Source organism: Frankia torreyi, assembly GCF_000948395.1.
GTDB lineage: Bacteria > Actinomycetota > Actinomycetes > Frankiales > Frankiaceae > Frankia > Frankia torreyi.
In genome coordinates this window covers 140,355-166,357 of record NZ_JYFN01000006.1, presented here as the reverse complement: position 1 = coordinate 166,357, position 26,003 = coordinate 140,355, and the positions used below count along the sequence as shown (strand labels likewise).

Here is a 26,003-nt window from a genome sequence, read left to right as displayed (position 1 = left end):
GGTCGGGCGATGCATCTACCGTCCGGCTTCGGCATCTCACGGTCCGTCGAAGCCGAGTTCGCGGGCGGCGACGGGATCGCTGTCGGCGAGGAAGGTCTGGCAGCGGGTGGCCTCCTCGGCCTCCCCGATGGCCGCCGCGGCCCGCCCGAGCGCGGCCAGGGACCGCAGGAAGCCGCGGTTCGGCTCGTGCGACCAGGGAATCGGCCCGTTGCCCCGCCAGCCGGCGCGGCGCAGCGCGTCGAGTCCGCGGTGGTATCCGGTGCGGGCGTAGGCGTACGCCTCGACGGGCCGGTCGCCGGCCAGCGCGAGCTCGGCGAGGGCGGCCCACGGGGCGCTCAGCGCGGGCGAGGCGGCGGCCACGGCCGTCGGCGCCTCCCCCGCGGCCAGCGCGTCGGTGGCGATGGCGTCGGAGGGCAGCAGCGTCGGCGGCGGGCCTGAGAGCAGGTTGCGGCCCGGGTCGGACGGCGTCGTCATGGCTGCATCCTGCCGCACGGGCGTGGCGACCTGCCGCACGGGTGTGGTGGGCGGTCGCGGCGGGTCACGATCGGACGGTGACGTTCCACAGGTTCTGGCCGACGGCGCCGGGCTGGCCGTCGCTGACCCGGGTCAGGTAGCCATAGAGGGCGGCGATGCCCTGCGACTGCGGACCGAACTTTCCGTCGACGGTGAGCAGGAAGCTCTTGTTGCGCATCGCGGCCTGCCAGACGAACGCGTCCGGCCGGACGTCGTCGCCGTAACCGGCGTTGAGGACGGTGCCCTTGTAGGCGTTGTCGCCCATCTCCTGGCGGGCGCGGTCGAGCGTCATCGGCGGCTCGGCGGGGGNGAGGGCCTGCTCGATGACGTCGCTGGAGCCGGAGCCGACCGAGGCCGGGCCGTTGTTCGTCAGGCCCATCTTGCGCGAGCAGGACGGCCACGGCTGCCAGCCCCGCGAGTTGTAGAGCTTGGCCGCGGCCTCGTCCTGGGTGGCGGGGGAGGCCTGGTAGGGCCGGCCGGAGTAACCGAGGCTGTGCCAGGTCTGGTCGTCGAACTGGTACCCGCCGGAGAAGCCGTTGCCGGTGTTGATGGAGTAGTTCCCGCCGGACTCGCACTGCCGGAGCTTGGCGAAGTCGTCGGCGGTGGCGGCGCCGGCGGGGGCCGCGGTGACCGCGAGCCCGCTGCCGACGATGGCCGTCACCGCGCCGGTGGTGCGAAGGATGCGACCCGCGGTCGAGTGGGTCTGCGGGGCCCGATGTTTACCACCACGCCGTCCTGACGGCATGTCAGTCCAATCCCGATCGCCTGCGGGGTGAGCTGTCGGGTGCGGGCTGGGATGGCCCGGCCGGTCCGCCCCGGGCCGTCGGTGGTGCGTGGGAATCGTTCTCCCCACACCGGATGGCTGGGACGAGCCTGCTTAACCCCAAGGGCGTCCAGAACGCCCGAATTGGTGGGTCCCCCACTCCTGCCCGTTGCGGTGCGTACTAGTTCCAGCCGCTCGCACGTCGGGCAGGACTCGGCGTCCGTCCGAGCGACCTCGCCGGGTGGCGAGTGATCGGCACTCTAGCGATAACGGTCCAGGGGGCGCAAACCGGGGTGGTTCGCAGTAACCAGGTTGGGACGCGCGAACGGCGGAGCCCGACGGTGCCGCCCGATCGGGTGGCGGGGTGTGCCGCCGGCACCGCGGGGTATCACCACGGCGGCGTCGGCATCCGGTGCGGAGTGGGTGGCCGACCGGCCCGTTTCGGAACGCGCACGGAGATCGTCCGGGCGTCCGGGCGGGCCGGTCGGGGCGAGTTGGTGAGCTCCCCTGGCCGGTGTCACCGGGGTGGGAAGGTCGTCCGAGAGCCGTGACGCGCGTCCCCGCGTCCCGGGTCGGATGGACTACATGCGCATGGTGCCGTTTGGCGGCGCGGCGATCGGCCGGATGGCTACCGCGCGTGATGTGGCGCTCAGCCGAAGGTGGCGTGCCAGGTCGCCGGGCCGACGATGCCGTCGACGGCCAGACCGTGGGAGCCCTGGAAGGAGCGGGCGGCGGCGGCCGAGCGCGGCCCGAAGTGTCCGTCCACCGCGATCGGGTAACCGAGCTGGCTCATCCGGGTCTGCCAGGCGCGCACGTCGGCCCGGTCCTGCCCGACCAGCGCGGCCGTGAGGTTGCGGGTGAAGTTCGGGGTGGTGGAGGCCGCGGGGCTGACGGTCAGCGGGGCCCGCGCCGCTGAGCGCGACGCCTGCGCCGCGCCGCTGGCCGACGAGCCGCCCGCGAGCTGGTCGGCGCCCATGCCGCGACCGCAGACCGGCCACTGGCCGAAGCCGGAGCGCTGGGCGAGCCGGAGGGCGGCCTCGTCCTGGACCGCCGGGGGCGCCTGATGTGGCAGCCCGCTGTAGCCGAGGCTGTGCCAGGTGCTGGCCGAGAACTGATAGCTGCCGAAGTAGCCGTTGCCGGTGTTCGTCGTGTAGTCACCGCCGGACTCGCACTGCCGCAGACCCGCCCAGGTTTGCGCCTCGGCCGGCTGGCTGACCGCAAGGGTACCCCCGACCGCCGCCGCGAGAACCGGAGCAACCATGAGGGCCCGCGCCCGGATACGGGTGCCGGCGCTCCATTGTCGGCCACTGGTACGTGCGTCGGACATATGTTTGTGGTCCTTCCCCACGCCTGCGAGGTGAGCTGTCGGATTCGGGCTGGGAACTGCCCGGCCATGCCAGGGATTCCTGGGGACGTGTGCTCGCACCGAAAGACCCTGGTGCGTCCGTCACTCACGGCTTCACCCCGAGAGCATCGAATCCCTTCGACGCTCGGAGATGGTTCCCCCGTTCCTGCCGTCTGGTCTGGAGAAATCGTCGACCGGGGGCAGGATTCGGCGTGCCGCCCGACGAATGCCAGACGTTGTCGTCGGCACGGCGAAGACCATAACCACGCCGGCCGGCGAGTCGCCAAGCATTGAATAGGGCACGTGAAAAAGAGCACAGTCGGCGCGCCTGCTTGAGTGCCCGCTGGGTGACTGGTATCGCGCGTGCGCGCCCGCTCATCAACCTGGCGTTATCGCGGACGGGGGTATTTGTGGCCGGCTGATCACCCTGTTTGCCGATGGGTTATGGCGAGCAGAGCGTGGTGAATCACGCCGAATGGGTGACCTGCGGAGAAGCAATATCGACTGTGCCGCGGCGCGCTGGATGGGCGCAATGGTCCGCTTACCCCGGTTCGTCCTGGGCAGCCTACCTGTGTGAGAAAAACTACGGAAACCTGGTGGTGACTTACGACCTTGTCATTCGGGTGCCCGCCGCGCCCGGTCAGGCACGCAGCGGCGTAGCGACGCTCGGAGGCCCAGGTCTCGGGGGAGGATGTCCTGGTGGGGCACTCGGGGCGTCCGATGCGGCCGCACGTCCGCCTCGTGTGGGTCGATCTGGCCGAAACCTGCTGCTGATAAGCGTGGCCGGGCAACGGACCCGAGGGGGACCACTCGACGAAAGACAGTGGTCCCCCAGTCGCGTGACGCAACTGGGGGACCGTGGGTGCCCGCATGATACGGGACATCATCGAGACGATCGATGGGGTGGATCTGCCGGATGTCCGTTCTGTGCCGGTCGCTCCGTCCCGACCGTCGGGGGCCGGTGGGGATCCGCGCGGCCGCCGGAATGGTTGCCGCTGCGCGCCGGGGCCGGGCCGAGCGGTCCGCCGGCCAAGCCGGCAGAGTCGAGAAAAGCCACCCGAATGGCCGGCCCGGCCCCAGGTGTGCCCGGGTCGGTCCGGGCGGTGCCCGGTGGCACACCCGGCGCGACGATCGCCGGGTGTGATCCTCCGGGCCGGGAGGGTTGCGGTCGGGCCGGGCTCGGGAGCGGGTGGTGGCTAGGCCCTGCTGAGGGACCGACCGGCCGAGCGGAGATCCTCGCACGCCTGGGCCACCCGGGCCGCCATGCCGCTTTCGGCGAGCTTTCCGTAGGTGCGCGGGTCGTAGGCCTTCTTCGCCCCGACCTCGCCGTCCACCTTGAGTACCCCGTCATAGTTCTTGAAGACGTGGTCCACGATGGGACGGGTGAATGAGTACTGGGTGTCGGTGTCCACATTCATCTTCACGACCCCGTAGTCCAGGGTCTCCCGGATCTCGCTGAGGTCCGAGCCGCTGCCGCCGTGGAAGACGAGATCGAACGGCTTCGATCCGGCTGGCAGACCCAGCTTCTGGGCGACGTGATCCTGGCCCTCGCGAAGAATCGTCGGACGAAGCTTGACGTTTCCCGGCTTGTACACCCCGTGCACGTTGCCGAAGGTCGCGGCCAGCAGGTAACGGCCCTTCTCGCCCGAACCGAGGACTTCGGCGGTCCGCCACATGTCGCCCGGCGTGGTGTAGAGCTTCTCGTCGATCGCGCCGACGACGCCGTCCTCCTCGCCGCCGACGACGCCGATCTCGACCTCAAGAACGATCTTCGCGGCGGTGGCGTCGGCGAGCAGTTCCTCGGCGATCTTGAGGTTCTCCTCGAGCTCGACGGCCGAGCCGTCCCACATGTGGGACTGGAACAGCGGCTCGCGGCCGGCGGCGACCCGCTCCTTCGAGATCGCGATGAGCGGCCGGATGTAGGTGTCGAGCTTGTCCGCCGGGCAGTGGTCGGTGTGCAACGCGATGGTGACCGGGTAGGCCTTCGCGACGTGGTGGGCATACTCGGCCAGGGCCTCCGCGCCCAGGACCATGTTCTTCACCGTCGAACCGGACAGGTACTCCGCCCCGCCGGTGGAGACCTGCACGATTCCGTCGCTGCCCGCCTCGGCGAATCCCCGCAGGGCGGCGTTGAGGGTCTGCGACGAGGTGACGTTGATCGCGGGGTAGGCGAAGGCCTCGGACTTCGCCCGGTCGAGCATCTGGGCGTAGGCCTCTGGGGTGGCGATGGGCATCGGTGGGGCTCCTTGTCGAACCTGTCGGGGCGCCGATCAGCCATGGACGGCGGCGCTGAGCAGCCCGACAGGGCCGGCAGACCGCCGTTGGACTGTTGGTGGGCGAAGGGTATGACGGCTCGCCCCGTCGGGGTGGTCGGATGCGGCCGACGTCGCCGGGACAAAGTCGGTCACCGACGCGGCGCCGGTGCGCATTGCCTGTTCGGCGGGACGCCGAGGCTCGCCGGGCGTCGCGACCAGGGGCAGGGGAGGGGATGGCCCGGACGGGTGTGGTCCGTCGGCAGGCCCGGGACGCCGACCGCGGCGACGCGCCCGCCACCCGGCCGGGCCCGCCCGGCACACTGGTCACGTGGACGTCGGCAGCCTGTCCGGGACGACGCTGTACATCGTCCTGTTCGCGATGATTTTCACCGAGAGCGGGATCCTGATCGGGTTCTGGCTTCCCGGGGACACGATCCTGTTCGCGGCCGGCCTGGTCGCCGCGGACGCCGGCGCGGACGTCTCCATCTATGTCCTGTGCGTGGGAGTCGCCCTCGCGGCCAGCGCCGGCGCCGCCGCGGGCTACTACACCGGGCACCGGCTGGGCCGGCCCTTCCTGGAGCGCCGCTACGCCCCGGCCCTGGCCCGGACGGAGGAGTTCTACCGGCGGTTCGGGGCAGTCACCCTCGTGGCCGCCCGGTTCGTCCCGTGGGCGCGGACGTTCGCCCCGGTCCTGGCCGGGGCCGTGGCCATGCCGTGGCACCGGTTCCTCGTCGCCGTGGTGTCCGGCGCGGTGGTGTGGGGGACCGGGCTGATCCTGCTGGGCTACGCGGCTTCCGCCATTCCTGGCCTGCGCGACGCCACGGGCTGGCTCGCGCTGGTGGTGGTGGTCGCCTCCGTCCTGGCGGGGGTCGGGGGCGAGTTGCTGCGCCGCCGCACCGCCCGGGGCCGGACCACCCACGGGCAGTCGGTCCCCGAGGCCACCGCCGACCGGGGGCCGGTGCGTGACGACCCCCACCCGGATGACGGTTCGGTACCGGCACCGGCACCGGTGCCGACGGCGGAACCGGATCCCTCGGCCGCCTCGGCGACCGATCGGGACCGGTGACCGGCGGGTCTCCGCCACAGGTCTTCGCCACAGGTCTTCGACCGTTCGCCGCGATTCGCCGCCGGAGGACGTCGGCGTTGTCCCTTCGTGCCCCCGGTGGCCGGGCCGCTGCCCTGATCGATCCGGCGGGTAATCTCCACCACATCGCTACCAGATCACATCGGGTAGGCAATGGGCGTTGATGATGGTAGTTCCTGACTACGCCTAGCTAGCCTTGATCGATCCAGGCACGAGGTCGGGGGGGCCGACCGAGCGAAGGGTCCGATGCAGCGCACGCGTAATCGCCACCGGGCGCCCCGGCGCCCGGTGCTGCCCGCGTACGGCGCGGCGGCGGGCGTTCTCCTGGCCACGCTCGCGCTCGCGCTGTGGGTCACCGGCCGTGCCGGCGCGGCTACCGGGGGACTCGCCCTCCGTGTGGCCGGCGCGACGTCGGCGGCCGAGCGGTCGTCCACGGGGAACCCCGCTGGCGCGGCCGCGGGCGCAGCCACAGGCCAGGCCGGGCCGGGCACCGTCACCGCGGCGCGCACGCCGGCCCGAGCGCTGGCGGCGCCCATCGGTGGCGCCGCGGGGTCGCCGTCGGCGCAGCGGCCCGGCCCGGGTGCGTCGGGACCGGCCGCCGCAGGCGCCGCCGGTCTGGCCGCGCCCGGCCAGCCGCCCGCCCGGGCCCGCCTGATCGCCGACGTGATCGCGGCCACGAACCGGGCACGGCGGGCGGCGGGCTGCGCGGACTTGGTGGCCGATCCGGTGCTGACGGCGGCGGCCCGGGCGCACAGCGTCGACATGGCAGTGTCCGGCTACTTTCGCCACGACAGCCCCGACGGCCGCAGCCCCTTCGACCGGATGGCGGCGGCTGGCTTCGACTACTCCGTCGCCGCGGAGAACATCGCCGCCGGACAGCGCAGCGCCGCCGAGGTCGTCCGGGACTGGATGGACAGCCCCGAGCACCGGTCGAACATCCTCACCTGCTCGCTGACGCGGATCGGCGTCGGCCTCGCGACGGGCGGGACCTACGGCTACTACTGGACGCAGGACTTCGCGACCCCCGAAACGGGCCCCTGACGCGATCGGCCGGTCCGGCCCGAGAGGTGGCGCCCGCCCCCGGCACCGGCGGATTCCGGTTTCGGGCGTGGAGGGGGCCGGCCGGCCGGGTCGACTCGCGCCGATGGTCCGCCGCTGCGGGCCGATCGATCCCGTAGGGTCGGGACGTCGTCGCCGACGGCAGCGAGGGCGGCACGGCCGGCGGAGCGGACCGCGGCGATCGCGACAGGACCGTCGACGCGGGTGACCCGGGCGTGGGTGACCCGGGTAGGAGGAGTGGGCCGTGGTTCGGGCGGTGGTCACCGGCGCGGCCGGGTTTCTGGGCGGAGCGCTTGCGCATGCCCTGCGCGGGCAGGGCGCCGACGTCGTCGCGCTGGATGTCCGGCGCGCGCCCGGCGTGGTGCAGGCCGACATCAGCCGGCCGGGTGAGTGGGAGCGGGCGCTCGACGGCGCCGACCTGGTCATCCACGCCGCCGCAGTGGGGACCGGCGGCGTCGCGGAGCTCACCCCGGTGCGCCCGGGGCGCGCCGGGGCACCGCTGCGGGTTCCCGGCGCCGAGGTCCGGCGGGTGACGCTCGGCGGTACCGCCGCCCTGCTCGACGCGGCCGGGCGCGCCGGGGTCGCGCGTTTCCTGCACCTGTCCTGCGTGGACGTGTTGTCGCGGGTGGCGCCGCGCGACGGCGAACGGGCCGAGGCCGGCCTGGTGGGCGGGCCGCTGGTGGACGAGACCGCCCCGGTCGGCCTCACCGGCGACGTGCGGGCCGACGCGCTCGCCGCCGCCGAGCAGGCAGTGGGTTCGGCCGCGGCGCACGGGCTCGGTGCCACCGTGGTGCGCATCGGCGACGCCTACGGTCCCCGCGCGGGGCGCTGGACGCTGTGGCCGGTGCTGCTCATGCGGGCCGGCCGGTTCGTGCTGGTGGACGGCGGCCGCGGGGTCCTCAGCCCGGTCCACGTCGACGACGTGGTCGCGGCGGTGATGGCGGTCGCCGCCGCGGACCGCGCCGCGGTCGCCGGCGAGGTGCTGCACGTCACCGGGGGCGAGCAGGTCAGCGCCGCCGAGTTCTTCGGGTACTACAGCCGGATGCTGGACCTGCCCTCGCCGCGGTCCGTGCCGGGCCGGCTGCTCGGGGCCGTGGACGCGTGGGACCGGGTGCGGGCACTCGGCGCGGGGCTGGCGGCCCCGAGGTCGCCGGCGTCGGCGGGCGGTGTGCCAGCCAGCGGTGTGCCAGCCGGCGGTGTGCCGGCCGCGGCGGAGTCGGCGCCCGCCAGGACCGCGACGCCGGACCCGCCCGGCGTCGCCACCCCGCCGCCCGTGTCGGGCCGCCCCGCCGGAGCCCTGGTCCGCGGCCTCGGCGCGCGGCTCGTGGCCGGCGTCGACCCGCGCGCCCGGGTGGACCTCGGCGCGCTCGGCGTGCGCGAACTGACCCGGGACGCCGGCTTCTCCATTACCCGGATCGGCAGCCTGGCCGGCTGGTCGCCCGCCGTGCCACTCGCCGACGGCATGGGCCGCACCGAGTCGTGGCTGCGGGAACGGGGCCTGCTCGGCGTTCGGGAACCGTCCCGCCGTGGGTGAAGGCCCCACCCTCACCACCCCCCGGCTGCTCGCCCTGCCGCTGACGGTCTGGAACGCCGGCTACGTCGCCGAGGAGCTCGCGCCGGCGTTGGCGTTCACGGCGGTGGTCGCCCGGTCCGGCGGGCGCGGCGGGGACGGGGTCGGCCCCTACGGCGGGATCGTCGGCACGGATCCGCACGCCGCCGCCCCGGATCCCCTCGACCCGGCCGGGTCGCTGCGCCGCGAGCTGCGCCGCCGGGCCGGCGCCGGGCGGTCGGTGCTGACCTGGGTGCTGCGGCGAAGGTCGGGGCCGGCGGCCGTCGGCCTGGTCGCCGCGGACACCCACGGCCGGCGCGCCGTGGTCGGGGTGTCGATAGTGCTCGGCTGCCGGCGCGAGGGCTATGCGACCGAGGCCGTCCGCGCGGTCGCCGGCTGGTTCGAGTACCGCGGCGCCCTGGTGGAGACGAGGATCCGCCGCGGTGACGGGATCGGAAAGCGCCTGGGGCAGGCGACCTCGTTCGTGCCCACCCCCGTTCTGATAGCCGACTGGTGGCGGATCTGGCTGCGTCCGCCGACGGGCTGATCACCCTCGACGTCACGCACCGTCACGTGGCCCGGTTGGGTGCCCGCCGGCACGGTGTCACCGCGGCCGTCCCGGCGTTCCCCGCGCCCGGACCGGCCCGTTTCCTGGTCGCCGGACCGAAAGTGCCTGCCCAGCGTTGATGGATGGGCCTGTGCAATGTTGTGTCGGCGTTGCCGTGACAGTGGCCTCCTGTCAGCCGGGCGACAACCGTCTTCTCGTAATTTCGGCGGCAGAGGGCGAGCGGTGGACACGCCGCGGTGGCAGCCCCCTGTTCAGACCGTGATGCCCTGGGGCACCATGTAAAGCGATGTCGCGACCGTTGGCCGACGGGCTGAGTGAGGGCGGGGCGTCCGGGGCGGTCCGTGGGAGGTCCGTCTCGCGTCCGGGGAGGGGAGCCCGAACGGTTCGGCGCTACCTGCGCCTGGGAGGTCAGCAGCATGAGCGTGGATACCCCTCGGGGGACACCGGCCGGAGTCCGGCCGGGGGAGGTCACCTACGACCACCTGATCATTCCGTCGCACTGGCGGCGGTCCAACGAGTCCACGCCGGGCGCGCCCAACGCGTTGTTTCCACCCGATGGCGGCGCGTCGGGCCAGCAGGTTCCGCCGCCGATCAATCCGACGACCGGGGCGATGACCGGTCCCCTGCTCGTCGGGACCACCGCGCGGGCCTTCGCCAAGCTGGATGACCTGATCCGGCTCAGCGCCGAGGACAAGGCCGTGATCGCCGCCCGGCGGGACGAGGCGGAGCGGGCGCTGCGGGCGATCTTCCCGCCCCGGTGCGCACTGCCGCTGGTCGGCGTCGCGACGATCGGCTCGGCCGGGCGGGACACCATGATCCAGCCGCTGGACGAGGTCGACATCTTCGCCGTCTTCTCCGCCGCGAACAGCGCGTGGAAGCGGTTCCGCTGGGACTCGCGCGATCTGGTGCTCTGCGTGCGCAACGCGATCGGCGGCGAGCGGATCCAGACGATCGGCAGCCGCGGCCAGGCGCTGCGCATCGTCTACGACTCGCCGCCGGACGTGCACCTCGTCCCGGCGTTCGATCACCCCCGGGCCGGCTACGTCATGCCCGACCGGGTCGGCGGCTGGCTGCCGACCCGCCCGGAGCGGCACACGAGCTGGACCGCGGACCTCGGCCCCCGGGTGATCTCGGCGGTGCGCCTGCTCAAGGCATGGAACCGGGTGTGCGGCAGCCACCTGCGCTCGTTCCACATCGAGGCGCTTGCCGGGCAGGTCCTCGTCGGTCGCGGGCTCAACACCCGGCAGGGACTGGCCGAGGTCTTCCGCCACATGGACGAGGTCGGCCTGGTCGCGGCGGATCCGGCGGACGTCGGCGGTGACCTGTCCGCCTACCTGCGCCCCGAGGACGTCGACGCGCTCGCGGAGACCATCCGGCTCGCCCGGATCTACTCGGCGAAGGCGGTCGACGCGGAGCAGGCCGGGGACCACGAGGAGGCCGTGGCCCTCTGGGGCTCGGTGTTCGGCCCGGAGTTCCCGACCTTCGGCTGACCCGCCCCGGCCGTCGTTCCCAGGTCCGTCACCGGTTGTCCGCGGGGCCGGGTTCTGGCTGGCGAGGCGTCAGGTCATCCACCGGTCCGGCACGGCCGCGCGGCGCCCCAGCCGGGACCGCTCGGCCTGGGCGGCGACGATCCGCAGCGCCTCGGCCCGGTCGCGCAGGCCGGCCCGCACCCGCACCGGTCCGCCGGTGGTGTCCAGGTGCACGTCGGCGAGGCGCAGCACCCGGGCCAGCGGGTTCGCCACCAGACGGATGCTCTGCACCTTGCCGTGCGGGATCAGATCGGTGTACCGGCGCAGCAGCCCGTGACGCGCGACGAAGACCACGTCGTCGGCGCCGCAGGACAGCACCCGCCAGTGAATCGGGGCGAGCAGCGCGGCCCGTCGCGGCGGGCGGGCCAGCTCCACCGCGGCCACATCCACCCCGGGTAGCAGCTTGCCGATCAGCTCCAGCGCCTCGTCCCGGCGGGCGACCGGAAGCAGGACCGACGGACCGCCGCCGGCCACGTTCATCCGGATGGTCACCCAGCCGCTCGGGCGCCACAGCAACGGCTCCCCGATACTGATCGCCTGGACCCGCCCCGGCGGGACGGTGGCGTGGGCGCGCTCGAGCAACCCGCTGTCGATGCGCAGCCCGTCCGGCGACTCGGACACGGCGTACGGGTAGCCGGCGGCGAAGATCCGGAAGGTGGTGTGCCAGAGCCAGCCGAGCAGCGGGAGCGCGCCCAGGACGCCGGCGCGGGTGCCGGTGAGCAGCGACGGCGTGGCGATCGCCGCCGCCCCGAACAGCGCCGCCCAGGGTGCGGGCGACAGGGCGATCGCCGCGATCAGCCGCCTCGGCAGCACCTCGGCGAGCGGATGGAACGGCGCCTCGCCGACGTCGGGGGCGAGCCCGGCCGCGGTGGCGAGCAGTTCGGCGCGCAGCCGGTGGGCATGCCCGATCGACAGGTACCGCAGGTCGGACCCGGAGTCGCCCCCGTCCGAGTCGGACCGTTCCCGGTGCTCCCGGCCCGCCAGATCGAGGCGCAGGATGGCCAACCCGATCATCCGGGCGAGCAGCGGTTGGACGATGTCCACCGACTGCAGCCGGTCCAGCCGGACGTAGCGGGTGCGCCGGACCAGCAGACCGGTGTCCAGCCGCAGGCCGTCGCGTTCGATCCGGTACCGGGTGAACCGCCAGGCGCAGTAGCCGTAGGTGCCGGCCGCCGGGATCAGGAAGATCAGGGTGAGGCCGATGGCCCGGGCGGTGACATCCTCGGCGAGGTTGCGCCCGACGCTCGCGGCGAACGCGGCGACGATCACCCAGCCCCGCAGGAATGGCGTGAGGGGATGCAGCCGGTGGAACCCGTCCGGCACGGCCATCGGCGCGCCCGCCGGGGAGGCGTCCGAAAAGAGGCCGTCGATCTTGGCAACCCCCCGCTTGGCAACCCCCCGCTCGGCAGCCCCTCGTTCGGTGATCTCCCGCTCGGGGGTCACAGCCCGGCCGACCGGGCTTCGCCACGTTCCGTGAGGGCGTCGCGCAGCCGGGCGGCCTCCCGCGGGGGCAGCCCCGGGATGACGGCGTCGCTGGCCGCCGCCGCGGTGTGCAGTTGCACCTTGGCGATGCCGAAGCGCCGGGCGAGCGGCCCGGCGCTGACGTCGACGAGCTGCATCCGTCCGTACGGCACGACGACCAGGCGCCGCACCAGCACACCCCGGCTGATCAGCAGATCGTCCTCCCGCTCGGCGTAGCGCCAGGCCCGCCAGCCCACGCCGATGGATCGCCAGGCCGCGGCGGCCGCCAGCAGCGGGGCGGCGGTGAGCAGGACCCAGGGCCAGCCGCCGACCGAGAGCGAGATCAGCAGCGTGAGCGCCAACGCCGGAACGGCCCCGAGGACCAGCAGCGTCCGTCGCAGCCGCCGCAGCTCCGGCGGCAGGACCCGCCACTGTTCGGGATCCGGCAGGAGAGCGTCGGGCATGCCGCAACGATAAGTCGCGCCCCGGATACGTCCGACCGGAATGGGACGAGTGGATCGCGGCCGTCCGGGTGTCCGGCGCGGATCTCGCCCCGTTCGGGCGGCCGTGGGCGTCCGCGAGCCTAGACGGGATGGCGCGGTGTCCGCGGGCGCGGCGGGGGNGCCGGCGCGCTGGGGGAGGCCGCCGGGGGCGTGTCGCCGGCGGTGTCGTCCGGGCGAGCCAACCGGCTGGGCCACCAGATGCGCCGGCCGATGTCCAGCGTCAACGCGGGCACGAGGATCGACCGCACGACCAGGGTGTCGAGCAGGACGCCGAACGCGACCACGAAGCCGACCTCGACGAGCTGGACGAGCGGAAAGATGATCAGAGCGGAGAAGGTGGCGGCGAGTACGACGCCCGCGGACGTGATGACGCCGCCGGTGACGGCCAGCGCGTGCAGCACGCCGGGCCGGGGGCCGATCCGCCCGGCCTCCTCGCGGACCCGGGTCATCAGGAAGATGTTGTAATCCACGCCGAGCGCGACCAGGAAGATGAACGCCAGCAGCGGCAGCGAGGGGTCGGCGCCGGGAAAGTCGAAGATCCAGTGGTAGGCGACCGCGCTCCCGCCGAGCGCGGCGAGGTAGGACAGCACGACCGTCGCCATGAGCACCAGCGGGGCGACGATCGCGCGGAGCAGGAACATCAGCACCACGAGCACGACCGTGAGGACCAGTGGGATGATCACCTGGCGGTCCCGCGCCGCCGCGTGCCGCACGTCGAGGTTCACCGCCGTGTTCCCCCCGACCAGCGCGCCCGCGCCCGGCACCCGGTGCACCCGGGATCGCAGCTCGCGCACGGCGTCGAACGACTCCGGGCTGTCCGGCTGGTCGCTCAGGACGACGAGGAACTGCACCCGGTCGCCCGCGCGGCCGACCTCGGCCACCCCCGCCACCCCCCGCGTCGCCCGGATCACGGCACTGACCTGGGGCGCCGCCCGTTCGGCGGCGATGACGTACGTCGGCGCCGCGACGCCCGGCGGGAAGTCCGCGGAGATCAGCTCGATGCCGCGCACCGACTCCACCCGGTGCCGGAAGCCCTCGTCCTGCCGCAGCGACGTGTCCATCGTCAGCAGGCCGACGATGAGCATGCCCAGCGCCAGCGAGGTTCCCACCCACACCGCCCGCGGGTGCCGGTCGATCGCCTCGCCGATCCTGACCCAGCGTCCCGGCTCCTCGGCGAGGTCGAACTCGCTGAGATCCTCGTGGCCGGGGGCGGTGGGCGCGGCCAGCGCGTTGTCGTGGGCGGCCCGCGCCGCCGGCCCCCGTCGGGCCGTGTCGGTGACGGGGGGATGCTCCCCGAATCGGGGGATCAACGGCCAGAACAGCCGGCGTCCGCAGAGCACCATCGCCGCCGGCAGCAGAGTGGTCATCGTCACCAGGGCGGTCGCGATGCCGATCGCGCCGACCGGCCCGAGCCCGCGGTCGGAGGCCAGCACCCCGAACAGCAGGCAGAGCATCCCGATGACGACGGTGCCGGCGGAGGCCAGGATCGCGGGGCCGGCGTGCCGCATCGCCTCGCGCATGGCGCGGCGCGGATCCCGGTGGCGGGTGAGTTCCTCCCGATAGCGGGCGATGAGCAGCAGGGCGTAGTCCGTGCCGGCCCCGAAGACGAGCACCCGCAGGATGCCCGAACTCTGCCCGTTGACGGTCAGCCCGCCGTGCCGGGCGAGCAGGCTGACGATCCCGGCCGCGGTCTGGTCGGCGATGCCCACCGACACCAGGGGGACCAGCCACAGCAGCGGGCTGCGGTAGACCATCAGCAGAATCACGGCGACGATCCCCGCGGTGACGATGAGAAGCCGGCTCTCGATCGTCCTGAACATCTGGAAGGCGTCGGCTACCAGGCCCGCCGGCCCGGTGATCGCGGTCTCGGTCCCGGCGGGGGCGATCCGGGCGGCGATCCGGCGCATCTCGCGGACGTTGTCCGTGAACCGGGCGGCGTCGTCGAGCTGGGCAAGGGGGACGGTGAGGATCAGCGAGCGGCCGTCGGGGGAGACGATGGGCCCGAGGATCGGCCCGGCGGCGAAGGGACGCAGCGCCCCACCGATGGCGGTGGCGGCGGACCGGTCTGCCGGGGTCAGGCCCGCCGGCCTGGTCATGACGACGACGGCCGGTACGGCGTCCTGGCCGGGGAAGTGGCGCTGCGCCGCGAGCAGGCGGGTCGACTCGGCGTCCGCCGGGAGGAACGCGGCCGCGTTGTTCTTCTGGGCGTCGGCGAGGCGGAACGCGATCGGGCTGGCCGCCCCCCCGACCGCGAGCCAGAGGACGATGACCAGCCAGGCCGAGCGGCGTCCGATCACCCACGACACGACCCGCCAGCCCCCTCCTCGGCAGTGCTGCGCCCCGTCCACCGGCAGGCGGCGCCGGATGATGACGACCGTGGTGCTGTCGCGATCCCCTGGCTCGCCCGGCGTCGCGGCCCTGACGGAATCGTCGCAGCTCCGCGGCCCGGCTGCCGGCTACGGCCGATGCGCTCGCGCTACGGGGGCCGGGTCTGTGGGGGCCGGGTCTGCGGTGACCGGGTCTGCGGTGGACCGGTCCGTGGCGGACCGGTCCGTGGCGGACCAGGCGAGGGCGATGTCCGCCGCGACGGCGACGTTGTTCCGCACGGCGTTGATGTTGACCTCGAGGCTCGCTCCGCCGGTCTCCCGGTGGAAGGTCTCCAGGAGGAACGGGGTGACGGCCTTACCGCGGATACCGCGGTCCTCGGCCCAGGCCAGGGCGTCGGCCAGCACCCGGTCGTGCAGGGCCGGGTCGAGGGCCTGGTCGGTGGGCAGCGGGTTGGCCACGACGATCGCCGAGGTGAGGCCCAGCATGTCCGCCGCGGTCATCGTCGCGGCGACCTGACCGGCGTCGCCGACCCGCCAGTCCAGGTCGTAGGTGGTGTGCGGCAGGTAGAAGCCGGGGAAGGTCGACGTCCGATAGCCGACGACGGTGATGCCCAACGTCTCGAGCCGTTCGAGGGTCGCGCCGATGTCGAGGATCGACTTGACTCCGGCGCTCACGACGGTGATCGGTGTGGCCGCGAGGGTCACCAGGTCGGCGGATTCGTCGAAGCTGTCTCCGGCACCGCGGTGCACCCCGCCAAGGCCGCCGGTGGCGAACAGCCGAATCCCCACGCGGGCCGCGAGTAGAGCGGTGGACGCCACCGTCGTCGCCCCGGTCCACCCCGTCGCGCAGGCGACCGGTAGGTCACGCACGGACAACTTGACGACGTCGGCGTCGTCGGCGATGCGGTGCAGATCCGGCTCGTCCAGGCCGACCCGGGGCACGCCGTCGATCACCGCGACCGTCGCGGGGGTCGCTCCCCGTTCGCGCGCCAGCTCCTCCAGCTCCACGGCGACCTCGCGGTTGCGGGGCCGGGGCAGCCCGTGCGCGATCAACGTCGACTCCAGCGCGACCACCGGCGCCCCGGCGGCCAGGGCGTTCCGCACGGTTGCCGAGACGACGATGTTCGATCTGCCCGTCATGCGCCGACCCTACGTCCCGACGCCCCACCCGATCGGCGTCTCATTGCACTACCCGCGGCTCACTGCCCGCGGGTCCGCTCGACCCGAAACCGCAGCGGCACGCTGTACAGCGTCGCGAACCGCTCGACCGAACCGAACACGTTCTTCGCCCAGTCGCTGTACTTGGCGAGGTACCCCGGGTTCCGATCCGCGGGCGGGGCATCCGGGTCGGTGGTGAGCACGCCGGTGAGCACGACGAAGTCACCGCCGCGGCCGTCGTCGTCGAGGNGCAGGGAGCTGCGCGGATTCGTCTGGATCCGGCTCAGTCGCCGGGCGGTGGGTTCGCTGTAGAGCTGGGCGCTGTCGGTGGCGAAGTCCCACAGAAACCAGATCGGCGCCGGCTGCGGGGTGCCGGACCGGTCGGTCGACGTCAGCCAGGCGATCCGGTCCTCGCCCAGCCGCCGAGCGACCTTCGCCCCGAACGCGGTGTCGGGATCGGGAAGTACGGACATCGTCGGCTCCCACCCTCGGCGCGGATCCGCCAGTACTCGGCGATCGACCACTGCTTACCGTAACCTCCCGACGGGCTCATGTGACCGGGCCGCCGCCGGTCCGGGCGCACCGCAGAGTGCGTCGCGCCCGGATCCGGCCGCGGGCCACGCCGGCCGCCCTTACAGTGCCTTGGCGGGCGGCTTGACCGTGCCGGAGACGATCAGTCCGGAGCCGCCGGGCACGGCGTCGACGAGCACGTCGTCGCCGTCGCGGACCTGCCCTGCGAGCAGTTCCCGGGCGAGCTGGTCGCCGATCGCCGTCTGGACGAGGCGCCGCAGCGGCCGCGCCCCGAACACCGGGTCGTAACCGACGTCGGACAGCCATCCCTTGGCGGTGTCGGTGACCTCGAGGCCGATCCGCCGCTCCTGCAGCCGCGCCCGCAGCCGGTCGAGCTGGAGATCGACGATGCGGGCCAGGTCCTCCCGGCCGAGCTGGTCGAAGACGAGGACGTCGTCGAGCCGGTTGAGGAACTCCGGCTTGAAGGCATCCCGCACCGCGACCATCACCGATTCGCGCCGCACCTGCGGGCTCAGGGTCGGATCGGCGATGAACTGCGAGCCGAGGTTCGAGGTCAGGATGAGGATCGCGTTGCGGAAGTCGACCGTGCGCCCCTGACCGTCGGTCAGCCGCCCGTCGTCGAGGACCTGCAGCAGCACGTCGAAGACGTCGGGGTGGGCCTTCTCGACCTCGTCGAGCAGGATGACGCTGTAGGGCCGCCGGCGGATCGCCTCGGTGAGCTGTCCACCGGACTCGAACCCGATGTAACCGGGCGGGGCCCCGATCAGCCGGGCGACCGAGTGCTTCTCGGCGTACTCGNTCATGTCGATGCGCACGACCGCCCGTTCGTCGTCGAACAGGAAGTCGGCCAGCGCCTTCGCGAGCTCGGTCTTGCCGACGCCGGTCGGGCCGAGGAAGAGGAACGAACCGGTGGGCCGATCGGGGTCGGCGATGCCGGCCCGGGCCCGGCGCACCGCGTCGGACACCGCCCGCACCGCCTCGTCCTGGCCGATCACCCGGGCGTGCAGCTCGGACTCCATCCGCAGCAGCTTCGCCGTCTCGCCCTCGAGCAGCCGGCCGGCGGGGATGCCCGTCCAGGCGCCGACGACCTCGGCGACGTCGTCCGGACCGACCTCCTCGTTGAGCATCGCCCCGCCGGGGGAGTCCGCAGCGGCCAGCGCGTCGGTGGCGTCGGTCAGCCGCCGTTCCAACGTCGGGATCGTGCCGTAGCGCAGCTCACCGGCCTTCGCCAGGTCGAGGTCGCGCTCGGCGAGCTCCGCCGCCCGCCGCGCGTTCTCCAGCTCCTCCTTGATCTTCTGGACCTCGGAGATCGAGTCCTTCTCCCGGTGCCAGCGCGCCGTGAGGCTCGACAGCTCCTCCCGCCGGTCCGCCAACTCGCGCTGCAACCGCCCGCGTCGCTCCCGGGAGGCGTCGTCGTTTTCCTTCGACAGCGCCATGTCCTCGATCTCCAGCCGGCGCACGGCCCGCTCGAGCTCGTCGATCGCCACCGGACGGCTGTCGATCTCCATCCGCAACCGGGACGCGGCCTCGTCCATGAGGTCGATCGCCTTGTCCGGCAGGAAGCGGGCGGTGACGTAGCGGTCGGACAGGGTCGCCGCGGCGACCAGCGCCGCATCCGTGATGCGCACCCCGTGGTGCACCTCGTAGCGCTCCTTGAGGCCGCGCAGGATGCCGATGGTGTCCTCGACGGTCGGCTCGCCCACGAGGACCGGCTGGAAGCGGCGCTCCAGCGCCGGGTCCTTCTCGATCCGGGTGCGGTATTCCTCCAGCGTGGTTGCGCCGATCATGCGGAGCTCACCGCGGGCGAGCATGGGCTTGAGCATGTTGCCCGCGTCCATCGCGCCCTCGGCGCCGCCGGCGCCGACCACCGTGTGCAGCTCGTCGATGAACGTGATGATCTGGCCCTCGGCCTCGCGGATCTCGTTGAGGACCGAGGTCAACCGCTCCTCGAACTCGCCGCGCAGCTTGGAACCCGCGACCATCGAGCCCAGGTCGAGCGAGACGATCCGCCGGCCACGCAGCGACTCCGGCACGTCGCCCGCCACGACCCGCAGGGCGAGGCCCTCGACGATCGCGGTCTTGCCGACGCCGGGCTCGCCGATGAGGACCGGGTTGTTCTTGGTCCGCCGGGACAGCACCTGGATCACCCTGCGGATCTCCGCGTCCCGGCCGATCACCGGGTCGAGCTTGCCCTGCTGGGCCCGCTCGGTGAGGTCGATCGAGTACTTCTCCAGCGCGCGGTAGGAACCCTCGGGGTCGCGGCTGGTCACCCGCCGGGCACCGCCGCGGACCTTGTCGAAGGCGCCGCGCAGCGCGTCCGGACTCGCGCCGGCGGAGGTCAGGATGCGGCCGGCCTCGCCCCCCTCCTCGGCGAGGGCGACGACGAGGTGCTCGACCGAGGTGTACTCGTCGCCCAGGCGACCCGCCTGCCGCTCGGCGTTGTCAAGCACGGCGAGGAGCTGGCGGGACAGTTGGGGCGCCGAGACGCTCATCCCGGTGGCTCTGGGCAGCCGGGACACGGCGGCCTCGGCCTTGCCCCGGACCGTGTCGACGGAGGTGCCGGCCGAGGACAGCAGCGCCGCACCGACCCCGTCGGGAGCCTCGAGCAGGGCGGTGAGCAGGTGGAGGGGGTCGACGAGCGGTGACCCGTCGCCGGTGGCTCGACTGATCGCCGCGGAGAGGGCCTCCTGCGAGCGGGCGGTGAGGCGTTCAGCGTTCATGGCGGATCCCAGTGTGGTCAGGTGCGTGCAGTGTCATCCGTTACAACGCTCAGCATACCTGAGTCGTTCCCGCTCAACCTTGATTCGTGTTCGCGCGTTCCCGGAAAGGCGAGAGGGGCTCCTCGTGGCCCGTTCTGGACCGGGAGAAGCCCCTGGGGTCGGTTGCCGCGCCGGCCGGCGCCCTTGCCGGCCAGGCGGTCAACGGCGGGGAAGCGGCCGCCATACCACGATCGCCCCGCGGTCGACCGGGACGAGGTCGCGCCGATGGCTGGCATGCGCCTCGGCCACCTGCCGCTCCGCGTCGACGCGAGCCCGGGTGAGTTCCTCGGTGAGCTGGCGGACCTGCGCCTGCAGCGCCATCACCTGAGCGCTCAGGTGGAGGATCTGCCGGATGCCTTCAAGGTTGACGCCCTCCTCCTGGGACAGGCGCTGGACCTCCCGCAGCAGGGCGACGTCCCGGGCGGAGTAACGCCGCCCCCGCCCCGCGGTGCGGCCCGGGGTGACCAGCCCGAGCCGGTCATAGGACCGCAGGGTCTGCGGGTGCATGCCGGCGAGCTGCGCCGCGATCGAGATGACGTAGACCGGTGCGTCCTCGTCGTGGGCGGGGCCGGGCAGCGGTCCGGTCGGGTAGTACCCCTCCGGCCGGACCTCGGTGGCCGATGCCATCGGGTCCAGCGGCGGTCGATCCTCCGACCGCCGGGCCGGAGACGTCCGCGCGTGCGGCGCGGCCGGCGGGTCGGACGTGCGATTCGGACGCGCGGTCATCCCTCTGCCTCCATCCGTTCCATCAGCGGCGCCCGTGGGTCCTCGGGATGGGCCTGGGCGAACTCGAGCAACGCCGTGCGTGCCCGCGGCGAGAGATCCGCCGGCTTGGGCACGGTCACCTCCAACGTCACGATGAGGTCACCGTGTCCGCCGCCCGGCGCAGGGACGCCTCGACCACGGGCCCGTAGCCGCCGCCCGCTGGAGGTGCCGGCCGGCACCTTCACCGTGAGCGGCGCGCCGTCGAGGGTCGGCACCCGGACCGACGCGCCCAGGGCCGCCTCGGTGATCGTGACGGGGAGCGTGATGGTCAGGTTGTTGCCCTCCCGGTCGAAGACCGGGTGACGCAGCACGTGGACCGTCACCTCCAGGTCACCCGCCGGGCCGCCGCGTTCCCCGGGCGTGCCGCGGCCGCGTACCCGCAACCGCTGGCCGTCGCTGACGCCCGGGGGGATGCGGATGCGCTGTTCGCGTTCGCGTCGACCGGAGCCCCGGCAGTCCGGGCAGGGATGATCGATCAGCGTGCCCTTGCCCAGGCAGTCGCGACAGGGCTCGGACAGCGCGAATCCCCCCTGGGAACGGGAGACCACGCCCAGCCCGCGGCAGGTCGGACAGGTCCGTGGGGTGGTCCCCGGCCGGGCCCCGCTGCCCTCGCAGGTGGTACAGGTCGCGGCGCCGGGCAGGCGGACCGAAGCCTCCAGCCCGGTCAGCGACTTTTCGAAGGGGATGGTGACCTCGGCCTCGATGTCGCCGCCCCGGCGCGGCCCGCGGCCCGGCGACGACCGCTGGAACATGTCGAAGAAGCCACCGAGACCACCGCCCGATCCGCCGAGGAGATCCTCGAAGTTGACGTTCGGTCCGCCCCCGTAACCCCCGCCGGGCGCACCGAAACCGCCGGGCGCACCGAAGCCGTAGCCGCCGGCCCGTCCACCCCCGGGGCCGCCCGCCCGGCCGCCGGCCGCGAACAGCGCCCGGGCCTCGTCGTACTCCCGCCGACGACTCTCGTCGGAGAGGACGTCGTAGGCCTCGGACACCTCCTTGAAGCGCGCCTCGGCCTTCGCATCGCCGGGGTTCTTGTCCGGATGCAGCTCCCGGGCAAGCTTGCGGTACGCCTTCTTGATGTCGGCCGCCGAGGCGTCCTTGGGAACGCCGAGAGCGGCGTAATAGTCCTTCTCGACCATGTCGCGAACACTCACGGCGCCCCTCCTTTCCTCGTCGTGTCAGTCGGCGTCGTGTCAGTCGGCGCTGACAGTGGGCCCGCCGTTGTCCGGGCCGGGGATGCTGCCGGTGTCGTCCGGGATGGGGCTCGACCGCTCCGCCGCCTGCTCGTCCGGTAGCCCGGACCCGCCGCGCGCCGCCTCGTCGGCTGCTGGCTCGGCCTCGGCCGGCGCCGCCACCTCGCCCGTGGGCTCCGCGACCGACACCTGCGCGGGGCGCAGGACCCGACCCGCGTGCAGGTAGCCGGCTCGGAAGACGTCCACACAGGTCGGGCCGGTCACGTCAGCCCGGTAGGAGTGCATGAGTGCCTCGTGGACGGACGGGTCGAACTCGTCGCCCGGCGACCCATAGCGCTCCAGGCCGGCGGCCTCCAACGTCGCCTCGAGGGCCTCGGCGATGGCCTTGAAGGGGCCTTCGAGATCCCCGTGGTCGCGGGCGCGGCCGATGTCGTCGAGGGTCGACAGCAGGCTGGCGAGCAGCTTGGCGCTCGCCTGCTCGCCGATCTGCTGGCGGTCCCGCTCGACCCGCCGGCGGTAGTTGTCGAACTCCGCCTTCAGCCGCTGCAGATCCGCCGTGCGCTCGGAGATCTGCTGCTGCAGGGATGCGACGAGCTCGCCGTCGGCCTCCTGGCCGAAGGCTCCGGGGGCAGCGGCGCCCGCCACCCCGCCGGGCCCGGCGGCGGCATCTGCCCGCACCTCACCGCTCTCCGGATCGATCCGCCGCCGGTCGCGCACGACCACGCGAGGCTCCTCCTCGTCGTCTCGACTGCCGGACCCGCTCGCACCCCACCAGTCACCTGATTGACCGGAGGTCACTTCTTGTCCTCCTCGTCCACGATCTCGGCGTCGACCACGTCGTCGTCGGCCGGTCCGCCGGCACCGGGGGCACCCGCCCCCTCCTGGGCGGCCTGCGCGTACATGGCCTGGCCCATCGCCTGGCTCGCGGCGGCCAGAGCGTCGGCGGCCTCGCGGATCGCCGCCGTGTCGGTGCCCGCGACGGCACCACGCAGGGTGCCGAGCTTCTCCTCCACGTCGGACTTCACCGCGGCGTCGATCTTCTCGCCGTTCTCGGCCAGGAACCGCTCGGTGGAGTAGACGAGGGTCTCCGCCTTGTTGCGGGTCTCGGCCTCGTCGCGGCGGTTACGGTCCTCCTCGGCGTACTGCTCCGCGTCGCGGACCATCCGGTCGATGTCATCGCGCGGCAGGGCGGACCCACCCGTGATCGTCATCGACTGCTCCTTGCCCGTGCCGAGATCCTTGGCGGACACGTGCACGATGCCGTTCGCGTCGATGTCGAAGGTCACCTCGATCTGGGGCAGGCCGCGCGGGGCCGGCGGGAGCCCGGTCAGCTCGAACATGCCGAGCTTCTTGTTGTACGCGGCCATCTCGCGCTCACCCTGGAACACCTGGATCTGCACGGAGGGCTGGCTGTCCTCGGCGGTGGTGAAGATCTCCGAGCGCTTGGTGGGAATCGTGGTGTTGCGCTCGATGAGCTTCGTCATGATTCCCCCCTTCGTCTCGATCCCGAGCGACAGCGGGGTGACGTCGAGCAGCAGGACGTCCTTGACCTCGCCCTTGAGCACGCCGGCCTGCAGCGAGGCGCCGACGGCGACGACCTCGTCCGGGTTGACACCCTTGTTCGGCTCCTTGCCGCCGGTGAGCTCGCGGACCAGGTCGACGACGGCGGGCATCCGGGTGGAACCACCGACGAGAACGACGTGGTCGATGTCGCTGACCTTGATGCCCGCGTCCTTCACCGCCTGCTGGAAGGGGTGCTTGCAGCGGTCGATCAGGTCGGACGTCATCCGCTGGAACTCGGCACGCGTCAGCGACACGTCGAGGTGCAGCGGGCCCTCCGCCGAGGCGGTGATGTAGGGCAGGTTGATCGACGTCTGGCTGGACTGGGAGAGCTCGATCTTCGCCTTCTCGGCGGCCTCCCGCAGCCGCTGCAGGGCCATCTTGTCCTTGCCGAGATCAACCCCGTGCTGACCGTTGAAGGTCTTGATCAGGTGATCGGTGATCCGCTGGTCCCAGTCGTCACCGCCGAGGTGGGTGTCGCCAGAGGTGGACTTCACCTCGACGACGCCGTCGCCGATCTCCAGCAGCGAGACGTCGAAGGTGCCGCCACCAAGGTCGAAGACCAGGATGGTCTGCTCCTTCTCGCCCTTGTCCAGCCCGTAGGCGAGGGCCGCCGCGGTCGGCTCGTTGACGATCCGCAGAACGTTGAGGCCCGCGATCGTGCCGGCCTCCGTGGTGGCCTGCCGCTGGGCGTCGTCGAAGTAGGCGGGGACGGTGATGACCGCATCCGCGACGGTCTCGCCGAGGTAGGACTCGGCGTCCCGCTTGAGCTTCTGCAGGATGAAAGCGCTGATCTCCTGCGGAGTCAGGTCCTTCGCGTCGACCTTCATCTTCCAGTCGGTGCCCATGTGGCGCTTGACCGACCGGATGGTGCGCTCGACGTTGGTGACCGCCTGCCGCTTCGCGACCTCGCCGACCAGGACCTCGCCGTTCTTCGCGAAGGCCACGACCGACGGGGTCGTGCGAGAGCCCTCGGCGTTCGCGATCACCGTGGGTTCGCCGCCCTCGAGCACGCTCACGACGGAGTTCGTGGTGCCGAGGTCGATGCCGACCGCTCGTGCCATGTCTGTGTGCCTCTCGATCCGTGTCGGCGCGCAGACGGTGCGTGCGAGCCGACCTCGTGGGGTGGAACCTCTCGGTGGACCGATTCTCCGAGGGCCACCCGGAGAGTGCGGTCCTGCTAACGCTAGGGCGTATCAGGAGGTTGAGCCTTCCTGACTCATGATGACGGCTCCTAGCATAACCCGGCAGAGGTGAGTCTGCCAGACTCAACTTTACCGACCCGGGTGTGATTCCCGCGGAGGCGGTCCGGCGGGAGACACCGATCGGTGGTGCGGCCGGTCGTGTCCGGCCCTCCGGCGGATGGCGGGCGCGGTCGGGTGTCGCCGCGCGGGATCGCCGCGCGGGGGCGCCCGGTCGGGCGATGCGAGAACCTCCGGCTCGCCCGCCAGCGCCGGGGGCTGCGGGCATGCCACAGACCCGACGCCGCCCGCCGGGTCAGGGACCGGCGGGCGGCGTCGGGTGCGGAATCGGGGCGGACGGTGCCCGGTCAGGAGTCGGCGGGCGGCTGCGGCTTCGGCTTCGCATCTCCGGACGGGGAGCTGTCCGGCGGGTCGCCCACGCTGCCCGCGGCGCCGTTGCGGGGTGGCGCGGCGGCTGCCCGCGGCGGCCGCACGGCGGCCAGGATGCGGCCCCGGCGGGCGCCTGCCCGGGGTCGGGCGCCCCCGCCACCCGGAGCGGCCAGGCCGATCGAGGTCACCGGGCCGGCGGCATCGGGCGGGTCGTCGTCGGCGAGATCCGCGGCCTGGGCCGGCGCCTCGCGACCCGGGACGGCCAGCGGCATCCCGGTCCGCTCGCTGAGGTCGGCCTGCCGGCCCAGGTCGGCCTCGATCTGGGCGAGCCGGTCGAGCATGTCGCTGGCGTCGCCGTCGCGCTCGCGGATGGTGCGCAGCGCGTCCATCAGGGTCAGCCACTGGTCGCGGTCGACGGTGACCTGGTCGGCCAGCCGGTTGGCCGAGAAGGCCGGGAACAGCCGCTCCGCCGCGGCGATGATCTGCCGTACCTCACCCGGGTTGAGGCGGCCGGGCTTCTTCCGGATGAAGTTGGCGACGTCCTTGATGCTGATGATCGTCACACCGTCGAGGGCGCCGTCGCTCCACAGCACGTTGGCCTCGACCATCACCAGGATCGGGTTGACCGGAATCTTGAGCATCGGCAGCGCTGCCCGAACCTGGCTGCGGACCTCGCCACCCAGCCAGGAGGTCCGGTCGATCACCGGCTTGAGTGACTCGCCGTCGCAGATCGCCCCGCCCTTGGTGTAGCGCACGGTCCCCTTGCTGTTGTCGCTGCCGATCACCATCACCCCACCGGGGCCGATCACGAGGTGGCCGATGGTCGCCTCGGAGTACGGCACGGACCGGTCGTGGAGGATGATGTAGCCCTGCCTACGCAGCCGGGCGATGGCCCGGGCGGTCCTGCGCTCGGCCTCGGCGCCCTCCCGCAGCGACTCGATGTCCGGTGCGGTGCCGTACGCGGCGATGATGATGCCGGCCGGCCAGGCCAGGAAGACCAGGAAGAACACCGCGATCGCGATGCCGGGCTGCCCGACCCCGAAGCCGATGACCAGGGCGAGGACGAAGCCGACCACCGCCGCCCGCGCCGCGATGCGGGGGACCTGCCGCGTCAGCCGGTCCCGCCGGACCAGTGCCTGGTTCTCCCGGGCCCGCTGGTATTCCGTCTCCAGGGACTGCCCGGGACGGCCGACTCGGGTCATCGTCGGCCGGGTGCTCGTTGCCATCGTGCCCACCATGGTTCGCAGGGGTCGTCAACGTTGGTAGCGGCCCGTCCGCCGGGAACGCCGGGCATCGTCGCGACAGCGCTGGCACCGAGCCCACGCATGCCTAGGGGAAGCATGCACCGCGGGACACACGATCGCCCGGTCCACTGTGGGCGAAAGGCCGTCCCCATGGTGCGTCGAAGATCCTTGCAGCACAAGGGTTGACATCATCGACTCGGGTGCCATCGCGGCGCGGACGTGGGCGGGACGTGGTCGGACGTGGCGGGACGGTGCTGGCGCCGCGC

Annotated in this window: 20 protein-coding genes, 3 pseudogenes and 2 riboswitches; of the genes and pseudogenes, 5 read left to right on the top strand and 18 right to left on the bottom strand. The window is 73.0% G+C overall.

What is annotated here, in order from left to right; all coding sequences use genetic code 11:
- Window positions 1-36: 36 nt before the first annotated feature.
- The 5 genes and pseudogenes from FF36_RS06040 to fbaA all read right to left on the bottom strand — a co-directional run bounded on the left by FF36_RS06040 (window position 37) and on the right by fbaA (window position 4,855).
- Window positions 37-474, bottom strand: coding sequence for a DUF3151 domain-containing protein (locus FF36_RS06040; RefSeq protein WP_044884025.1), 438 nt, complete (start codon window positions 472-474; stop codon window positions 37-39).
- A gap of 64 nt (window positions 475-538) precedes the next feature.
- Window positions 539-822 (bottom strand): annotated as a pseudogene (locus FF36_RS37245) (transglycosylase family protein); the annotation flags it as partial.
- A gap of 1 nt (window position 823) precedes the next feature.
- Window positions 824-1,258: transglycosylase family protein (locus tag FF36_RS37240; protein ID WP_242422333.1), on the bottom strand; the 435-nt coding region annotated here is incomplete at its 3' end.
- Between the two features lie 2 nt (window positions 1,259-1,260).
- Window positions 1,261-1,463: riboswitch (cyclic di-AMP (ydaO/yuaA leader) on the bottom strand.
- 462 nt (window positions 1,464-1,925) lie between these two features.
- Complete coding sequence (locus FF36_RS06030; RefSeq protein ID WP_044883968.1) at window positions 1,926-2,603, bottom strand: transglycosylase family protein; 678 nt, start codon at window positions 2,601-2,603, stop codon at window positions 1,926-1,928.
- Window positions 2,604-2,622: 19 nt separating this feature from the next.
- A riboswitch (cyclic di-AMP (ydaO/yuaA leader) is annotated at window positions 2,623-2,834 on the bottom strand.
- Between the two features lie 983 nt (window positions 2,835-3,817).
- A complete protein-coding gene (gene fbaA / locus FF36_RS06025; RefSeq protein WP_044883967.1) occupies window positions 3,818-4,855 on the bottom strand; it encodes a class II fructose-bisphosphate aldolase in 1,038 nt (345 codons plus the stop codon).
- Between the two features lie 349 nt (window positions 4,856-5,204).
- Between fbaA and FF36_RS06020 the strand changes: the two genes are divergently transcribed.
- From FF36_RS06020 to FF36_RS06000, 5 genes are all read left to right on the top strand, one after another.
- On the top strand, window positions 5,205-5,942 hold the full coding sequence (locus tag FF36_RS06020; protein ID WP_044883966.1) for a DedA family protein: 738 nt from the start codon (window positions 5,205-5,207) through the stop codon (window positions 5,940-5,942).
- A gap of 264 nt (window positions 5,943-6,206) precedes the next feature.
- Window positions 6,207-7,001, top strand: coding sequence for a CAP domain-containing protein (locus FF36_RS06015; protein ID WP_044883965.1), 795 nt, complete (start codon window positions 6,207-6,209; stop codon window positions 6,999-7,001).
- Window positions 7,002-7,263: 262 nt separating this feature from the next.
- Window positions 7,264-8,553 (top strand): NAD-dependent epimerase/dehydratase family protein, encoded by a 1,290-nt coding sequence (locus FF36_RS06010; protein WP_044883964.1) that lies wholly within the window; start codon window positions 7,264-7,266, stop codon window positions 8,551-8,553.
- On the top strand, window positions 8,546-9,115 hold the full coding sequence (locus FF36_RS06005) for a hypothetical protein (RefSeq protein ID WP_044883963.1): 570 nt from the start codon (window positions 8,546-8,548) through the stop codon (window positions 9,113-9,115). The genes FF36_RS06010 and FF36_RS06005 overlap by 8 nt, the downstream gene beginning before the upstream one ends.
- 437 nt (window positions 9,116-9,552) lie before the next feature.
- Window positions 9,553-10,626, top strand: coding sequence for an SMODS domain-containing nucleotidyltransferase (locus FF36_RS06000; protein ID WP_044883962.1), 1,074 nt, complete (start codon window positions 9,553-9,555; stop codon window positions 10,624-10,626).
- 69 nt (window positions 10,627-10,695) lie between these two features.
- Here the strand turns inward: FF36_RS06000 and FF36_RS05995 are convergent, their stop codons facing one another.
- The 13 genes and pseudogenes from FF36_RS05995 to FF36_RS05945 all read right to left on the bottom strand — a co-directional run bounded on the left by FF36_RS05995 (window position 10,696) and on the right by FF36_RS05945 (window position 25,719).
- Complete coding sequence (locus tag FF36_RS05995; RefSeq protein WP_370657202.1) at window positions 10,696-12,108, bottom strand: PH domain-containing protein; 1,413 nt, start codon at window positions 12,106-12,108, stop codon at window positions 10,696-10,698.
- Window positions 12,105-12,590 (bottom strand): PH domain-containing protein, encoded by a 486-nt coding sequence (locus FF36_RS05990; protein ID WP_044883961.1) that lies wholly within the window; start codon window positions 12,588-12,590, stop codon window positions 12,105-12,107. Before FF36_RS05990 ends, FF36_RS05995 begins: the two co-directional genes overlap by 4 nt.
- A gap of 159 nt (window positions 12,591-12,749) precedes the next feature.
- Window positions 12,750-14,935 (bottom strand): MMPL family transporter (locus tag FF36_RS05985; protein ID WP_242422331.1); only part of this gene is annotated, 2,186 nt, incomplete at its 3' end.
- 150 nt (window positions 14,936-15,085) lie between these two features.
- A complete protein-coding gene (locus FF36_RS05980; protein ID WP_044883959.1) occupies window positions 15,086-16,096 on the bottom strand; it encodes a pseudouridine-5'-phosphate glycosidase in 1,011 nt (336 codons plus the stop codon).
- Window positions 16,097-16,155: 59 nt separating this feature from the next.
- A pseudogene (locus FF36_RS37235) lies at window positions 16,156-16,363 on the bottom strand (TIGR03667 family PPOX class F420-dependent oxidoreductase); the annotation flags it as partial.
- Window position 16,364: 1 nt separating this feature from the next.
- A partial coding sequence (locus tag FF36_RS37230) for a PNPOx family protein (RefSeq protein WP_242422330.1) occupies window positions 16,365-16,587 on the bottom strand: 223 nt, incomplete at its 3' end.
- A 159-nt stretch (window positions 16,588-16,746) separates the two neighbouring features.
- Window positions 16,747-17,443, bottom strand: a pseudogene (locus FF36_RS37225) (AAA family ATPase); the annotation flags it as partial.
- 1 nt (window position 17,444) lies between these two features.
- The coding region (locus FF36_RS05970) for an ATP-dependent Clp protease ATP-binding subunit (protein ID WP_242422328.1) at window positions 17,445-19,365 on the bottom strand (1,921 nt) is incomplete at its 3' end.
- Between the two features lie 198 nt (window positions 19,366-19,563).
- Window positions 19,564-20,031 carry a heat shock protein transcriptional repressor HspR gene (locus FF36_RS05965; RefSeq protein WP_370657203.1) on the bottom strand — a complete coding sequence of 156 codons (468 nt, stop codon included), beginning with the start codon at window positions 20,029-20,031 and terminating at the stop codon, window positions 19,564-19,566.
- A gap of 95 nt (window positions 20,032-20,126) precedes the next feature.
- Window positions 20,127-21,323 (bottom strand): molecular chaperone DnaJ, encoded by a 1,197-nt coding sequence (gene dnaJ / locus FF36_RS05960; protein ID WP_044883955.1) that lies wholly within the window; start codon window positions 21,321-21,323, stop codon window positions 20,127-20,129.
- Between the two features lie 39 nt (window positions 21,324-21,362).
- Window positions 21,363-22,079, bottom strand: a complete 717-nt coding sequence (gene grpE, locus FF36_RS05955; protein WP_370657242.1) for a nucleotide exchange factor GrpE — start codon at window positions 22,077-22,079, stop codon at window positions 21,363-21,365.
- 77 nt (window positions 22,080-22,156) lie between these two features.
- Window positions 22,157-23,986 (bottom strand): molecular chaperone DnaK, encoded by a 1,830-nt coding sequence (dnaK, locus tag FF36_RS05950; protein ID WP_044883953.1) that lies wholly within the window; start codon window positions 23,984-23,986, stop codon window positions 22,157-22,159.
- Window positions 23,987-24,471: 485 nt separating this feature from the next.
- Entirely contained in the window at window positions 24,472-25,719 is a 1,248-nt protein-coding gene (locus FF36_RS05945; protein WP_044884023.1) for a nuclease-related domain-containing protein, read from the bottom strand.
- Between the last annotated feature and the right edge of the window lie 284 nt (window positions 25,720-26,003).

Bases quoted from the DNA above. Each gene is read 5' to 3' on its own strand.
- FF36_RS06040 (WP_044884025.1), bottom strand. From the start codon at position 474: ATGACGACGCCGTCCGACCCGGGCCGCAACCTGCTCTCAGGCCCGCCG.
- FF36_RS06030 (WP_044883968.1), bottom strand. From the start codon at position 2,603: ATGTCCGACGCACGTACCAGTGGCCGACAATGGAGCGCCGGCACCCGT.
- fbaA (WP_044883967.1), bottom strand. From the start codon at position 4,855: ATGCCCATCGCCACCCCAGAGGCCTACGCCCAGATGCTCGACCGGGCG.
- FF36_RS06015 (WP_044883965.1), top strand. From the start codon at position 6,207: ATGCAGCGCACGCGTAATCGCCACCGGGCGCCCCGGCGCCCGGTGCTG.
- FF36_RS06000 (WP_044883962.1), top strand. From the start codon at position 9,553: ATGAGCGTGGATACCCCTCGGGGGACACCGGCCGGAGTCCGGCCGGGG.
- FF36_RS05990 (WP_044883961.1), bottom strand. From the start codon at position 12,590: ATGCCCGACGCTCTCCTGCCGGATCCCGAACAGTGGCGGGTCCTGCCG.
- FF36_RS05980 (WP_044883959.1), bottom strand. From the start codon at position 16,096: ATGACGGGCAGATCGAACATCGTCGTCTCGGCAACCGTGCGGAACGCC.
- FF36_RS05965 (WP_370657203.1), bottom strand. From the start codon at position 20,031: ATGGCATCGGCCACCGAGGTCCGGCCGGAGGGGTACTACCCGACCGGA.
- dnaK (WP_044883953.1), bottom strand. From the start codon at position 23,986: ATGGCACGAGCGGTCGGCATCGACCTCGGCACCACGAACTCCGTCGTG.
- FF36_RS05945 (WP_044884023.1), bottom strand. From the start codon at position 25,719: ATGGCAACGAGCACCCGGCCGACGATGACCCGAGTCGGCCGTCCCGGG.